Consider the following 12555-nt stretch of genomic DNA (forward strand, 5'->3'; position numbering starts at 1 on the left):
GACCGTCACATGGCAATTGAAATCCTGATGCCCGCCCTGTCCCCCACGATGGAGGAAGGCACGCTGGCGAAATGGCTGAAGAAAGAGGGCGACGCGGTGAAATCCGGCGACGTCATCGCCGAGATCGAGACCGACAAGGCCACGATGGAGTTCGAGGCCGTCGACGAGGGGATCATGGGCAAGCTGCTGGTGGCCGAGGGCACCCAGAACGTCGCCGTGAACACCCCCATCGCGGTGCTGGTCGAGGAGGGAGAGGACGCCGACGCGGCCCCTGCCCCCAAGGCCGAAGCCAAGCCGGCCGAAGCCCCCAAGAAGGATGACGGCGCCCAGCCCGGCGAATCCGCCATCGAGGAGGTCGTGACCCCGCAGCCCAAGCCGCGCAGCCCCGACTGGCCCGAGGGCACCAAGATGAAGACCATGACCGTGCGGGAAGCCCTGCGCGAGGCCATGGCCGAAGAGATGGACCGCGACGAGACCGTCTTCCTGATGGGCGAGGAAGTGGGCGAATACCAGGGCGCCTACAAGATCAGCCAAGGCCTGCTGGAGCGGTTCGGCCCCCGCCGCGTCGTGGACACGCCCATCTCCGAGATCGGCTTTGCCGGCATCGGCACGGGGGCGGCCCTGGCCGGCCTGCGCCCGATCGTCGAGTTCATGACCTTCAACTTCGCCATGCAGGCGATCGACCACATCATCAACTCGGCCGCAAAGACGCTGTACATGTCGGGCGGCCAGATGGGCTGCCCGATCGTGTTCCGCGGCCCGAACGGCGCCGCCGCCCGCGTGGGCGCGCAGCACAGCCAGGACTATGCCGCATGGTACGCGGCCATTCCGGGCCTCAAGGTCGTGATGCCCTATTCGGCCGCCGACGCGAAGGGCCTGATGAAGCAGGCGATCCGCGACAACAACCCGGTCATCTTCTTGGAGAACGAGATCCTGTATGGCCGCAGCTTCGAGGTGCCGGACCTTGAGGACTTCACCATTCCCTTCGGCAAGGCCAACACGGTCCGGTCGGGCGACGACGTGACGCTGGTCAGCTTCGGCATCGGTGTGGCGCATGCGCTGGAGGCCGCGGCCAAGCTGGCCGAGGAGGGCATCGAGGCCGACGTGATCGACCTGCGCACCCTGCGGCCGCTGGACTATGACGCGATCCTGGAATCGGTCAAGCGGACCAACCGTTGCGTGACCGTCGAGGAGGGCTTCCCCGTGGGCGCCATCGGCAACCACATCTCGGCCTATCTGATGGAGAACGCGTTCGACTATCTGGACGCGCCCGTCATCAACTGCACCGGCAAGGACGTGCCGATGCCCTATGCCGCCAACCTGGAAAAGCACGCGCTGATCACGCCCGCCGAGATCGTCGAAGCCGTGAAAAAAGTCACCTACAAGTAAGGGAGCTGCGCGATGCCCACGGAAATCCTGATGCCCGCCCTCTCCCCGACGATGGAGGAGGGCACGCTGGCCAAGTGGCTGGTCAAGGAAGGCGACGAGGTCAAGTCCGGCGACGTCATCGCCGAGATCGAGACCGACAAGGCCACGATGGAGTTCGAGGCCGTCGACGAAGGTCGCATCGGCAAGATTCTGATCGCCGAGGGCACCTCGGCGGTCAAGGTCAACACCGCCATCGCGGTCCTGCTGGAGGACGGCGAGGAGGCGGGCGACATCAGCGCGCCCAAGGCCAAGGAAGAGCCCAAGCCCAAGGCGGATGCCGAGCCCGAACCGGCCGAAAAGGGCTATGGCGGCCCGATCGGCGCGCCGGTCGCCGGCGATGCCAAGGCCGACGCACCCAAGGGCGACCGGGTCTTCGCCTCGCCCTTGGCGCGGCGCATCGCCAAGGACAAGGGTCTGGACCTGTCGCAGATCCAAGGCAGCGGCCCCCGTGGCCGCATCGTCAAGGCCGATGTCGAGAACGCCAAGGCAGGTGACGCCAAGCCCTCCGCGTCGGCTGCGGCCCAGCCCGAGGCGAAGGCGGCCCCCGCGGCAGCCGCAGCCCCGGCCCAGGCCCCCAAGGGCCTGTCGACCGACGCTGTGCTGAAGATGTATGCCGACCGCGAGACCGAGGAGGTCGCGCTGGACGGCATGCGCCGCACCATCGCCGCCCGCCTGTCCGAAGCCAAGCAGACCATCCCGCATTTCTACCTGCGCCGCTCGGCCAAGCTGGATGCGCTGATGGAGTTCCGGGCCACGCTGAACAAGCAGCTGGAGAGCCGTGGCGTCAAGCTGTCGGTCAACGACTTCATCATCAAGGCCAGCGCCCTGGCGCTGCAGCAGGTGCCTGACGCGAACGCGGTCTGGGCGGGGGATCGCATCCTCAAGCTGAAACCGTCGGACGTCGCCGTGGCCGTGGCCATCGAGGGCGGGCTGTTCACGCCCGTGCTGAAGGACGCGCATCAGAAGACCCTGTCGGCGCTGTCGGCGCAGATGAAGGATCTGGCCGCGCGCGCCAAGTCCAAGAAGCTGGCCCCCCATGAATACCAGGGCGGCAGCTTCGCGATCAGCAACCTGGGCATGTTCGGCATCGAGAACTTCGACGCGGTCATCAACCCGCCGCATGGCGCGATCCTGGCCGTGGGTGCGGGCATCCCGACCCCGGTCGTCGAAAAGGGCGAAGTCGTGGTGCGCAACGTCATGTCGATGACGCTGTCGGTGGACCACCGGGTGATCGACGGCGCCATGGGCGCGCAGCTGCTGGAGGCGATCGTCGCCCATCTGGAAAACCCGATGGGCATGCTGGCCTGATCCAGCCACCGGACGGAACGAACGGCGGGCCATCGGCCCGCCGTCTTTCGTTGTCAGAACGTGACGGTGACGCCCGGAAGGCGCAATTCGTTGATCAGGTCGCGCAACTCCTGCCGCGCGGCGATCTGGGACATGCTCATGGCCTCGGTGCCGACGTCCTTCAGGTCCAGCAGGGTCAGCCCGTTCGGAAACAGCTCGCGAAAGATCACGCGTTCCGAAAATCCGGGCGCCACCCGAAACCCGATCCGCTTGGACAGGTCGGCCAACGCGCCGCCGACCTTGCGCTTGTTGTGCATCTGCTGGCTGCCCAGTCGGTTTCTCAGCACCAGCCAGTCGATGGGCCCTGCCCCGGCCTGCGCGCGCAGCTGGCGTGCGCCCCATACCATCTCGGCATAGATCGAGGGACCAAGCACGTCACCGTCGGGCGACAGGCGCGCCAGCAGGTCGAAATCGACGAAACTGTCGTTCAGGGGCGTGATCAGCGTGTCGGCGACCGTATGCGCCATCTGGCTCAGCTTGGTGTGCGACCCGGGGCAGTCCAGCAGGATGAAGTCGCACGTCTCCTCCAGCTGCCGCAGGGCGGGCGTCAGGGGATCGGCGCCCTCGCCCAGCGGCGCCAGCACGGGCATGGGCAGGTCCAGCCCCTTGCGCACCAGGAAGGCGGCGCGATTCTCCAGATAGCGGCCAAAGCTGCGCTGGCGGACGTCTAGGTCCAGCCCGCCGACCCGGTGCCCCATCCGCGCCAGCGCGGTCGCCACATGCATCGAGGTGGTCGACTTGCCCGAGCCGCCCTTTTCGTTTCCGACCACGATGATATGCGCCACAAGCAGCCTCTTGTCCTGTCCCGACGGGAAACCTAGCGACCGCGCCGCCGGATGGAAAGCCGCCCCGGCAGCCCTAGCGCCGCAGCAGCCGTCCGTCGATCATCGCCAGCCCCAGCCCGATGACCGCCATGCCCAGCAGTTGCGGCAGGCCAAGCACCTCGTCCAGGAACAGCCAGCCAAGCAGGATTGCCGACACCGGCACCAGGAACGTCACCAGAGAGATGTTCGTGGCCCCTGCCCGGCCCAGGATGCGAAAGAACAGCACATAGGCCAGCCCCGTGCAGACCAGCCCCAGCAGGCTGATCGCCAGCCAGACCTGAGCAGGTGCCGCCGGCGGCAGCCCGTCATGCGCCAATGCCAGGGGCAGCAGCACGGCGCTGGTGCCCGTCACCATGCCCGCCGCCGTGACCAGCGGATCGACGCCCTGCGCACGGAACCGCCGCCCAAAGGCCGCGGCCCAGGCATAGCTGATCGCGGCGCCCAGCATCGCCAGTTGCGGCAGCACGCCATGGCCGTGACCGGCCAATTCGTCCACGCCGATCATCACCGCGACACCGCCCAGGCCCAGGGCGACACCGGCCAGGCGCATCAGTCCCGCGCGTTCATCCGCCAGCACCAAGGTCGAGACCAGCACCGTGAACAGCGGCGTCGTCGCGTTCAGGATGGATGCCAGCCCGGCCGGGATGAACCCCTGCGCCCAGACGATCAGCCCAAAGGGGATGGCGTTGTTCAGGACGCCCATCACCAGGAACGCGCCCCACAGCCCCGCGCCGCGCGGCAGTGCCCGCCCGGTCGCCAGCACGATGGCCCATAGGACCGCGGCGGCGATCATCACGCGCAGCGCCACCACCCACAGGACCGGCATATGCCCCACGATCAGCGCGATCAGGAAGAACGACCCGCCCCAGATCAGTGACAGCAGCAGCAGAAGGCCCCAGTCGGATGCGCTCATCCGCGCGGTGATCATCGGACGGTCCGGTCAGGCAATGGGCGGGAATGGGTCATGGGTCCTCCTGCGGCGCACGCTGCCCCAAGCCGGGGCCGAGGGAAAGGGCTCAGCCGTCGCGCAGCGCCGCCAGCGCGGCTTGGACCTTCGGGGTGCGATGCAGGTCGACATGGGTGACCAGCCACAGGTTGGAATCCCATTCCGGCAAGCTCAGCGCGGGCAGAAGGCCATGCGCCAGGCTGTCGGGCAGGGCACCGACCGCCAGCCCGGCGCGGATCACCGCCTCGCGCGCAGTGGCCTCGTTGGCGGTGACCAGGATGTTCTCGGGGCCGATGCGGTCCTGCAGCCAACGCATGTACGGGGCGCCGCGCGCCTCTGGTCCCGGCAGGGCAAAGCGGTGGTCGCGCGGATTGTCGACCGGCCCGTGCCGGTCCAGGTACGAGGCCGCGGCATACATCACATGCCCCATCTGCCCCATCGCACGCACGACATAGTCGGGCTCGGTCGGTTCGGCCCCGCCCCGGATGGCCACATGCGCCTCTCCGGCGCCCAGCCGGAACAGGCGCGCGTCCGTGGCATAGGTCAGGCGCAGGTCGGGATGGCGCGCCATCAGCGCGATCAGCCGCGGCATGACCAGATCCACCAGTTCCGGCAGCGAGGTCACGACCAGTTCTCCCTCGATCCGGTCTCCGGCGCCGGCGATCTGCGCGGCCATCTGGGCAAAGCGTTCATCCGCAGCCCCCGCCGCATCCAGCAGGGTGCGCCCGGCCTCGGTCAGGGCATAGCCGCGGGTGTGGCGTTGGAACAGCCGGGCGCGCAGGGCCGATTCAAGCGCGTCGATGCGGCGGATCACCGTGGCGTGGTGCACGCCAAGATCGGCGGCCGCCCCGCTGACCGTTCCGGTGCGCGCGACGGCCAGTGCCACGCGGATATCGTCCCACGATTCGATCTGCATGTGCATCCCCGCACAGTGAATGCGCAGTTATCCCCCTTACGTTCGCAGGTGCATAGACCTAAATCTGCTGCAACGCAGAAACAACTCTCTGGGAGCTTGCCATGAACATCCTGCATCTCGACAGCGCCATCACCGCCGACGCCTCGGTCTCGCGCCAGCTGACCGCCGACATCCTGGCCCGCCTGACTGCTGGCAATCCCGACGCGACGGTGACCTATCGCGATCTCAGCACGGGCGTCCCCGCCATCGACACCGCATGGTTCAAGGCCGTGCGCGTGGGCACCGACGATCCGACCCCGCAGCAGCAGGCGCAGATTGACACCTCGAACGCGCTGCTGGCCGAGGTTCAGGCCGCCGACACGCTGGTGATCGGGCTGCCGGTCTACAACTTCTTCCTGCCGTCGCAGCTGAAGACCTGGCTGGACCAGATCGCCCGCGCCGGTGTCAGCTTCCGCTATACCGCCGAGGGCCCCGAGGGCCTGCTGACGGGCAAGCGCGCCTTCGTGGCGTATACCGCCGCCGGCACGCCGATGGGTTCGGACCTGGACCACGCGTCAGGCTATCTGCGCCACATGCTGGGGTTCCTGGGCATCACCGACGTGACCTTCGTGGCCGCCGACGGCCTTGCCATGGACCGCGAGGCTGGCATGGCACGCGCACAACAGGCGCTGCAGCAGATCGCGGCCTGACCGTCTGCGCTGTTGCGCAGGTTCACCCCATCCTCATATGGCGGCATTGCATCCTTCGGGGACATTGCCGCCATGCGTTTCACGATTGCGACCGCCGCCCTGCTGACAGGGCTGGCGGTTTTTTACACCCCGGCCGTGGCGCAGACCGCGGTCAACGAAATCGCCACGCACCGCCCCCGTGACATGATCGAATGGACCAAGCTGCTGCGCGACAATGCCGCCCGCCAAAGCCATGTGGCCCTCTTGCAGGCAGCGACCGTCAGCGCGACCAACGCCGCCCAATTCGTCATCGTCGTGGCCGAGGACGGCGTGATCATCGATGTGCGGACCATGCAGTCCTCGGGCAACCCGCTGATAGATCATGCCCTGCGCAACAGCATCATGGACATGTACCGGATGCCGCCCTTCACGGACGACATGCCGCGGGGCAGCGCCAGCTTCGTTCTGCCGGTCAACGTCGCGACCCCGTGATCCGACCGGGCCTGCGTTGACAGGAACCCCCCTGCCCTGTACAAGACCCCGGATTCCCGGAAGCACAGCCTTCCGGTCCCTGCGCCAGATGCGGGGATCGCCCCCCGTCAGCGCGTTGCGCCCACGGGGGCTAAACCGATTTGGAGCCATAGGAGGCCCGGCCATGTTCGAGAACCTTTCCGATCGCTTGGGCGGCGTCTTCGACCGGCTGACCAAGCAAGGCGCCCTGTCCGAGGAGGACGTCACCGCCGCTATGCGCGAGGTGCGCGTGGCCCTGCTGGAGGCGGACGTCTCGCTGCCGGTGGCGCGCAACTTCGTCAAGGCCGTCACGGCCAAGGCCACCGGCGCTGCGGTCACGAAATCGGTCAGCCCCGGCCAGCAGGTCGTCAAGATCGTCCATGACGAGCTGATCAAGGTCCTGCAGGGCGACGACGCCCCCGAGGCGCTGCGCATCGACAACCCGCCCGCCGCCATCCTGATGGTCGGCCTGCAGGGTTCGGGCAAGACCACCACGACCGCGAAACTGGCCCTGCGCCTGAAGGACCGCGAGAAGAAGCGCGTGCTGATGGCGTCCCTGGACACCAACCGCCCCGCCGCGATGGAGCAGCTGGCCATCCTGGGCCAGCAGATCGGCGTCGACACGCTGCCCATCGTGATGGGCCAGACCGCCGTGCAGATCGCGCAGCGCGCAAAGACGCAGGCCTCGCTTGGCGGCTATGACGTGGTGATGCTGGACACCGCCGGCCGCCTGCATATCGACGAAGCGCTGATGACCCAGGTCCAGCAGGTCCGCGACATCGCGAACCCGCGCGAGACGCTGCTGGTCGTCGACGGCCTGACCGGCCAGGACGCCGTGAACGTCGCGACCGAGTTCGACGCCAAGGTCGGCGTCACCGGCGTGGTCCTGACCCGGATGGACGGCGACGGGCGCGGCGGCGCGGCCCTGTCGATGCGCGCGGTGACCGGCAAGCCGATCCGCTTCGTGGGTCTGGGCGAAAAGATGGACGCCCTGGAGACGTTCGATGCCAGCCGCGTCGCGGGGCGCATCCTGGGCATGGGCGATATCGTGGCCCTGGTCGAGAAGGCCCAGCAGGTGCTGGAGGTCGAGCAGGCCGAACGCATGATGAAGCGGTTCCAGAAGGGCCTCTTCAACATGAACGACCTGCGCAGCCAACTGGAGCAGATGCAGAAGATGGGCGGCATGTCCTCGGTCATGGGGATGATGCCCGGCATGGCCAAGATGGCCAAGCAGGCCGAGGCCGCGGGCTATGACGACAAGGTCGTCCGCCACCAGATCGCCCTGATCAATTCGATGACCAAGAAGGAACGGGCCAATCCCGACCTGCTGCAGGCCAGCCGGAAAAAGCGCATTGCTGCGGGCGCGGGTCTGGACGTGTCGGACCTGAACAAGCTGCTGAAGATGCAGAAGCAGATGGCTGACACGATGAAGAAGCTGGGCAAGATGGGCAAGGGCGGGCTGATGAAGCAGGCCATGCGCGCCATGACCGGCAAGGGCGGCGGCCTGCCCGACATGGAGAACCTGGACCCCGCCAAGATGGCCGAGGCCCAGAAGATGCTGGCCGATCCCAAGGGCCTGGGCGGGCAACTGGGCCGCGCGGGCCTGCCTGCCGGCTTGGGCGGATTGTTCGGCAAGAAATGATCACGCTGTCCCCCACCCCGGTTCTGGAGACGGAACGGCTGACCCTGCGCGCGCCCTTGGGCAGCGACTGGCCGCATTGGCGCAGCTTCTATCAGTCGGATCGCGCGCAGTTCGTGGGCGGCGGTTCGCCCGAACCCAAGCCCGGCGCCTATTGGCGGGCCTTCGGCCACCTGACCGGCCATTGGGTGATGCGCGGCTTCGGGATGTTCGTGTTCTGCCTCAAGGGCGATGATACGCCCCTGGGCATGACCGGCCCGTGGTACCCCGACGGCTGGCCCGAGCATGAGTTGGGCTGGACCGTTTGGTCGCAGGCCGCCGAAGGCCGCGGCTATGTCGCCGAGGCCGCCCGTGCGGTGCGCGCGCATGCGTTCCGCGACCTGGGCTGGACCACGGCCGTCAGCTATATCGACCCGGACAATGCCCGGTCGATCGCTTTGGCCGAACGGCTTGGCGCGGTGCGCGACCGCGGCGCGCGGCAGCCGGTCTTCGACAAGCCCTGCCTCGTCTATCGTCACAGCCCGGAGGCCGCATGACCGACGCAACCACCCGCGCGGCCGACCTGCTGCGCGACCACCGTGCCAGCATCGACCGGCTTGACGCCATCCTGGTCTATACGCTGGCCGAACGCTTCAAGCACACCCAGTCCGTCGGCCGCCTGAAGGCCCGGCACGACCTTCCGCCGTCCGATCCCTCGCGCGAGGCAAGCCAGATCGAACGCCTGGAACGCCTCGCGCGCGAGGCCGATCTCGACCCGGAATTCGCGCGCAAATTCCTGACCTTCGTGATCGCCGAAGTCATTCGGCACCACGAACATTATCAGTCCTGACCGGACGACAACCCAAGGAGACTATCTGATGTCCATGAAGATCCGCCTGGCCCGTGGTGGCAGCAAGAAGCGCCCGCACTATGCCATCGTCGCGTCGGATTCGCGCATGCCGCGCGACGGCCGCTTCATCGAGAAGCTGGGCACCTACAACCCGCTGCTGGCCAAGGACAGCGAAGACCGCGTCAAGATGGACGTCGAGCGCATCCAGTACTGGCTGAGCCACGGCGCGCAGCCGACCGATCGCGTCGCACGCTTCCTGGAAGCCGCGGGCGTCAAGGAAAAGGCCGAGCGCAAGAACATGAAGAAGGCAGAGCCCGGCAAGAAAGCCAAGGCCCGCGCCGACGAGCGCGCCAAGAAGGCCGCGGCGCCCGCCGAAGCCGAGTGATCTGACGCTGGCGGGGGAAACCCCGCCAGTCCTTTATTGCAAGGGTGTGACATGACCGAAGACCGCATCTGCGTCGGCGCCATCGCGGGGGCTTTCGGGGTCCACGGAGAGGTGCGGCTGAAAAGCTTCTGCTCGGACCCTGCCGATATCGCGACCTATTCCCCCCTGACGTCCGAGGACGGCACCCGCCGGTTCGAGGTGTCGCTGACGCGCGAGGTGACGGGGGCCCTGGGTGCGCGCATCAAGGGCATCGCCACCAAGGAGGATGCCGACGCCCTGCGCGGCGTGACCCTGTGGGCCCCGCGCAGTGCCTTGCCCGCGCTGCCGGATGACGAATTCTATCACGCCGACCTGATCGGGCTGGAGGTCGTCGATACCGGCGGCAAATCCTTGGGCCGGGTGCGCGCGCTGTACGATCACGGCGCCGGCGACATCATCGAGGTGGTGGGCGGCACGCAGGTGCTGATGCTGCCCTTTACCCGTGCCGTCGTGCCGACCGTCGATCTGGCCGCGCGTCGCATCGTGGTGGACCCGCCCGGCGACGACGAATGAGCGACGCGCCCAGTCCCAAGTCGCATGGCCGCCTGACCGCCCGCCCCAGCCTGCGCCCGCGCGAGCTGATGGCGGAACCGCAGGTGGCGGGCGCATGGACCGCGCGGATCGTCACGCTGTTCCCCGAGGCCTTTCCCGGCATCCTGGGCCTGTCCCTGACCGGCAAGGCGCTGGCGCAGGGCTTGTGGAACCTGCGCACCATCGGCCTGCGCGATTTCGGCATGGGCCGGCACCGCAATGTCGACGACACGCCCGCGGGCGGCGGGGCCGGCATGGTCATCCGCGCGGACGTGCTGGACGCGGCCCTGACCGAGGCGCAGGCGGGACCGGGGCCGTCCCTGCCCGTCCTTTACATGTCGCCGCGCGGCAGGCCGCTGACCCAGGCCCGTGCCCGGGCGCTGGCGCAGGGGCCGGGCGTCACGCTGATCTGCGGCCGGTTCGAGGGAATCGACCAGCGCGTGCTGGACAAGCACGCCATCGAGGAGATCAGCATCGGGGATTATGTCCTGACCGGCGGAGAGATCGCCGCACAGGTCTTGATCGACGCGACGGTCCGGCTTATACCGCGCGTGCTGGGCAATCATGATTCCCTGGCCGAGGAGTCCTTTTCCATCGGCAACCGGGGTCTTCTGGAGGCGCCGCAGTTCACCAAGCCCGCCCTCTGGGATGGCCGCGAGATACCGCCCGTGCTGTTGTCGGGCAATCACGCAGCCATCGCCGCATGGCGGTCCGGTGAGGCCGAGAGGCTGACACAAGAACGCCGCCCCGATCTGTGGCGGGCATATGCGGAAACGCATGTGGACCCGGCAAAGGACCGACAGCGCTCGGGCGCATCAGACCAATCGCGGATGTACCGCGAGCATGACAAGGAACCAAAGCGATGAACCTGATCGCACAACTCGAAGCCGAGCAGATCGCCGAGCTTGGCAAGTCCATTCCCGACTTCAAGGCCGGCGACACCATCCGCGTCGGCTACAAAGTGACCGAGGGTACCCGTACCCGCGTCCAGAACTACGAAGGCGTCTGCATCTCGCGCCGTGGCGGCGCGAACATCGCGGCCAGCTTCACGGTCCGCAAGATCAGCTTCGGCGAAGGCGTGGAGCGCGTGTTCCCGCTGTATTCGACCAACATCGCCACGATTGAGGTCGTCCGTCGCGGCAAGGTCCGTCGCGCCAAGCTGTACTATCTGCGCGATCGTCGCGGCAAGTCGGCCCGTATCGTCGAAAAGACCAACTACCGTCCGCTGTCGGACGCGAAAGCCTGAGCAGAGGTCACGCCATGAAAAAAGAGATTCACCCCGATTACCACACGATCTCGGTCAAGATGACGGACGGGACCACCTACCAGACCCGTTCGACCTGGGGCGCCGAGGGCGACAGCATGTCGCTGGACATCGACCCGACCTCGCACCCGGCCTGGACCGGTGGTTCGTCGCGCCTGATGGATGCCGGCGGCCGCGTGACCAAGTTCAAGTCGAAATACGCGGGCCTGGGTTTCTGATCCACGCCACGATCGACGTTGCAGACGCCGCCCCTCGGGGCGGCGTTTCGCATTCCGGGGTCAGGTGAAAAACGCCAGCACGCGGCGGCGCTCTGCCATCCCCAGCCAGGTGGCCAAGGCCAGGCAGACCGCCATGACGGTCAGCGCCTTGGTGTCCCCCTCCAGCCCGAACCGGCTGGCGCAGATCATGATCATGACATGCACGAAATAGACGAAGGCCGCGGTGCTGGCCGCGCGCTTGCCGTCCCACGCCCCCTGCACCTGCTGCGCAGCCAGGAACAGCAGCGGCGCCGCCGACAGCAGCGACAGCATCATGTCGACGCCCCAGCCCCCGCCCGCGATCACCCGCCAGACCAGGCTTTCCCCCATCACCGCCAGCAGCGCCAGACCGGCCAACGGCATGGCCCACCGCCGCAGCCCCGCACCCCAGCCATGCGCCAGTAGAACGCCAAGCGCGAAGAACGGAAAGATGGTGAAGACCCCGTTGCGATAATGGTCTAGCTGGATCTCTGCCTGCCCGGTCAGGACCAGCAACTGCAGGGCCAGCCCCGTACCCGCCAGAAGCGCCGCCGCGACCGCGATCCGCATCGGTCGGCGCAGCACCATGACCATCACAGCCGATACCAGCAGGCCCGGCAGGAACCACAGGTGGAAAAAGCCGAACACCAGCGTCTGCAGCGCATGCCCCGCCCCGGTCAGGTCCGGACCATAGATCGGCAGATAGATCGTCATCCACAGCAGGTACAGCGCCAGGATGCGGCGCAGATACGGCCCACTGCGCCCGCCGCGCATGGCCGACAGGAAGAAGTACCCTGAGATCAAGGCAAAGACCGGCACAGCCAGACGATAGAGGCCGTTGAACAGCACCTGCTTGACCAGCGGCTGCGCGGCCTCGGGAAATCCGCTATGCAGGGCGATGACCGTCAGTGCCAGAAGGATGCGCAACGGGTCGATGGCGCTGTTGCGCCGGGTCTGGGATGTCATGGGCCGGCCTTTGTCGTGCAGCCCTGT

The 12555-nt window shown here is 67.5% G+C and carries 16 protein-coding genes; 12 read left to right on the plus strand and 4 right to left on the minus strand.

Features of this window, described 5'->3' with window-relative positions; translation table 11 throughout:
- Positions 1-9: 9 nt before the first annotated feature.
- Both EOJ32_RS14860 and EOJ32_RS14865 read left to right on the plus strand, forming a co-directional pair.
- Entirely contained in the window at positions 10-1389 is a 1380-nt protein-coding gene (locus tag EOJ32_RS14860; protein WP_127899080.1) for a pyruvate dehydrogenase complex E1 component subunit beta, read from the plus strand.
- Positions 1390-1401: 12 nt separating this feature from the next.
- Complete coding sequence (locus tag EOJ32_RS14865) at positions 1402-2736, plus strand: pyruvate dehydrogenase complex dihydrolipoamide acetyltransferase (RefSeq protein ID WP_127899081.1); 1335 nt, start codon at positions 1402-1404, stop codon at positions 2734-2736.
- A gap of 53 nt (positions 2737-2789) precedes the next feature.
- Here EOJ32_RS14865 and EOJ32_RS14870 read toward each other — a convergent pair whose 3' ends face one another.
- The 3 genes from EOJ32_RS14870 to EOJ32_RS14880 form a co-directional block, all read right to left on the minus strand.
- Positions 2790-3560 carry a division plane positioning ATPase MipZ gene (locus EOJ32_RS14870; protein WP_045982875.1) on the minus strand — a complete coding sequence of 257 codons (771 nt, stop codon included), beginning with the start codon at positions 3558-3560 and terminating at the stop codon, positions 2790-2792.
- A gap of 73 nt (positions 3561-3633) precedes the next feature.
- Positions 3634-4527, minus strand: a complete 894-nt coding sequence (locus EOJ32_RS14875; RefSeq protein ID WP_127899082.1) for a DMT family transporter — start codon at positions 4525-4527, stop codon at positions 3634-3636.
- Between the two features lie 88 nt (positions 4528-4615).
- The gene (locus tag EOJ32_RS14880) at positions 4616-5461 is read right to left on the minus strand and encodes a LysR family transcriptional regulator (protein WP_127899083.1); all 846 of its coding nucleotides are present in this window, start codon (positions 5459-5461) and stop codon (positions 4616-4618) included.
- 101 nt (positions 5462-5562) lie between these two features.
- Here EOJ32_RS14880 and EOJ32_RS14885 point away from each other — a divergent pair, with 101 nt between their 5' ends.
- The 10 genes from EOJ32_RS14885 to rpmE all read left to right on the plus strand — a co-directional run bounded on the left by EOJ32_RS14885 (position 5563) and on the right by rpmE (position 11544).
- Positions 5563-6150 (plus strand): FMN-dependent NADH-azoreductase, encoded by a 588-nt coding sequence (locus EOJ32_RS14885; RefSeq protein WP_127899084.1) that lies wholly within the window; start codon positions 5563-5565, stop codon positions 6148-6150.
- 72 nt (positions 6151-6222) lie between these two features.
- Entirely contained in the window at positions 6223-6621 is a 399-nt protein-coding gene (locus tag EOJ32_RS14890; protein WP_127899085.1) for a TonB C-terminal domain-containing protein, read from the plus strand.
- Positions 6622-6784: 163 nt separating this feature from the next.
- A complete protein-coding gene (gene ffh / locus EOJ32_RS14895) occupies positions 6785-8281 on the plus strand; it encodes a signal recognition particle protein (RefSeq protein ID WP_127899086.1) in 1497 nt (498 codons plus the stop codon).
- Positions 8278-8814, plus strand: coding sequence for a GNAT family N-acetyltransferase (locus EOJ32_RS14900; RefSeq protein WP_045982870.1), 537 nt, complete (start codon positions 8278-8280; stop codon positions 8812-8814). The genes ffh and EOJ32_RS14900 overlap by 4 nt, the downstream gene beginning before the upstream one ends.
- Positions 8811-9107 carry a chorismate mutase gene (locus tag EOJ32_RS14905; protein WP_042249024.1) on the plus strand — a complete coding sequence of 99 codons (297 nt, stop codon included), beginning with the start codon at positions 8811-8813 and terminating at the stop codon, positions 9105-9107. Before EOJ32_RS14900 ends, EOJ32_RS14905 begins: the two co-directional genes overlap by 4 nt.
- 28 nt (positions 9108-9135) lie before the next feature.
- Positions 9136-9492, plus strand: a complete 357-nt coding sequence (rpsP, locus tag EOJ32_RS14910; protein WP_045982869.1) for a 30S ribosomal protein S16 — start codon at positions 9136-9138, stop codon at positions 9490-9492.
- Positions 9493-9543: 51 nt separating this feature from the next.
- A complete protein-coding gene (gene rimM / locus EOJ32_RS14915; protein WP_046001398.1) occupies positions 9544-10044 on the plus strand; it encodes a ribosome maturation factor RimM in 501 nt (166 codons plus the stop codon).
- Entirely contained in the window at positions 10041-10928 is an 888-nt protein-coding gene (gene trmD, locus EOJ32_RS14920; protein ID WP_127899087.1) for a tRNA (guanosine(37)-N1)-methyltransferase TrmD, read from the plus strand. The genes rimM and trmD overlap by 4 nt, the downstream gene beginning before the upstream one ends.
- The gene (gene rplS / locus EOJ32_RS14925) at positions 10925-11308 is read left to right on the plus strand and encodes a 50S ribosomal protein L19 (protein ID WP_045982866.1); all 384 of its coding nucleotides are present in this window, start codon (positions 10925-10927) and stop codon (positions 11306-11308) included. Before trmD ends, rplS begins: the two co-directional genes overlap by 4 nt.
- A 14-nt stretch (positions 11309-11322) precedes the next feature.
- Complete coding sequence (rpmE, locus tag EOJ32_RS14930; protein ID WP_042249018.1) at positions 11323-11544, plus strand: 50S ribosomal protein L31; 222 nt, start codon at positions 11323-11325, stop codon at positions 11542-11544.
- A gap of 60 nt (positions 11545-11604) precedes the next feature.
- Here rpmE and EOJ32_RS14935 read toward each other — a convergent pair whose 3' ends face one another.
- Positions 11605-12528, minus strand: a complete 924-nt coding sequence (locus EOJ32_RS14935; protein WP_127899088.1) for an acyltransferase — start codon at positions 12526-12528, stop codon at positions 11605-11607.
- Positions 12529-12555 lie beyond the last annotated feature (27 nt).

Source organism: Paracoccus sp. Arc7-R13 (genome assembly GCF_004010775.1).
GTDB classification, from domain to species: Bacteria; Pseudomonadota; Alphaproteobacteria; order Rhodobacterales; family Rhodobacteraceae; genus Paracoccus; species Paracoccus marcusii.

Excerpts from the sequence above, each read along its gene's own strand:
- EOJ32_RS14860 (WP_127899080.1), top strand. The coding sequence starts at position 10 with ATGGCAATTGAAATCCTGATGCCCGCCCTGTCCCCCACGATGGAGGAA.
- EOJ32_RS14865 (WP_127899081.1), top strand. The coding sequence starts at position 1,402 with ATGCCCACGGAAATCCTGATGCCCGCCCTCTCCCCGACGATGGAGGAG.
- EOJ32_RS14875 (WP_127899082.1), bottom strand. The coding sequence starts at position 4,527 with ATGATCACCGCGCGGATGAGCGCATCCGACTGGGGCCTTCTGCTGCTG.
- EOJ32_RS14880 (WP_127899083.1), bottom strand. The coding sequence starts at position 5,461 with ATGCAGATCGAATCGTGGGACGATATCCGCGTGGCACTGGCCGTCGCG.
- EOJ32_RS14885 (WP_127899084.1), top strand. The coding sequence starts at position 5,563 with ATGAACATCCTGCATCTCGACAGCGCCATCACCGCCGACGCCTCGGTC.
- EOJ32_RS14890 (WP_127899085.1), top strand. The coding sequence starts at position 6,223 with ATGCGTTTCACGATTGCGACCGCCGCCCTGCTGACAGGGCTGGCGGTT.
- ffh (WP_127899086.1), top strand. The coding sequence starts at position 6,785 with ATGTTCGAGAACCTTTCCGATCGCTTGGGCGGCGTCTTCGACCGGCTG.
- EOJ32_RS14900 (WP_045982870.1), top strand. The coding sequence starts at position 8,278 with ATGATCACGCTGTCCCCCACCCCGGTTCTGGAGACGGAACGGCTGACC.
- EOJ32_RS14905 (WP_042249024.1), top strand. The coding sequence starts at position 8,811 with ATGACCGACGCAACCACCCGCGCGGCCGACCTGCTGCGCGACCACCGT.
- rpsP (WP_045982869.1), top strand. The coding sequence starts at position 9,136 with ATGTCCATGAAGATCCGCCTGGCCCGTGGTGGCAGCAAGAAGCGCCCG.
- rimM (WP_046001398.1), top strand. The coding sequence starts at position 9,544 with ATGACCGAAGACCGCATCTGCGTCGGCGCCATCGCGGGGGCTTTCGGG.
- trmD (WP_127899087.1), top strand. The coding sequence starts at position 10,041 with ATGAGCGACGCGCCCAGTCCCAAGTCGCATGGCCGCCTGACCGCCCGC.
- rplS (WP_045982866.1), top strand. The coding sequence starts at position 10,925 with ATGAACCTGATCGCACAACTCGAAGCCGAGCAGATCGCCGAGCTTGGC.
- rpmE (WP_042249018.1), top strand. The coding sequence starts at position 11,323 with ATGAAAAAAGAGATTCACCCCGATTACCACACGATCTCGGTCAAGATG.
- EOJ32_RS14935 (WP_127899088.1), bottom strand. The coding sequence starts at position 12,528 with ATGACATCCCAGACCCGGCGCAACAGCGCCATCGACCCGTTGCGCATC.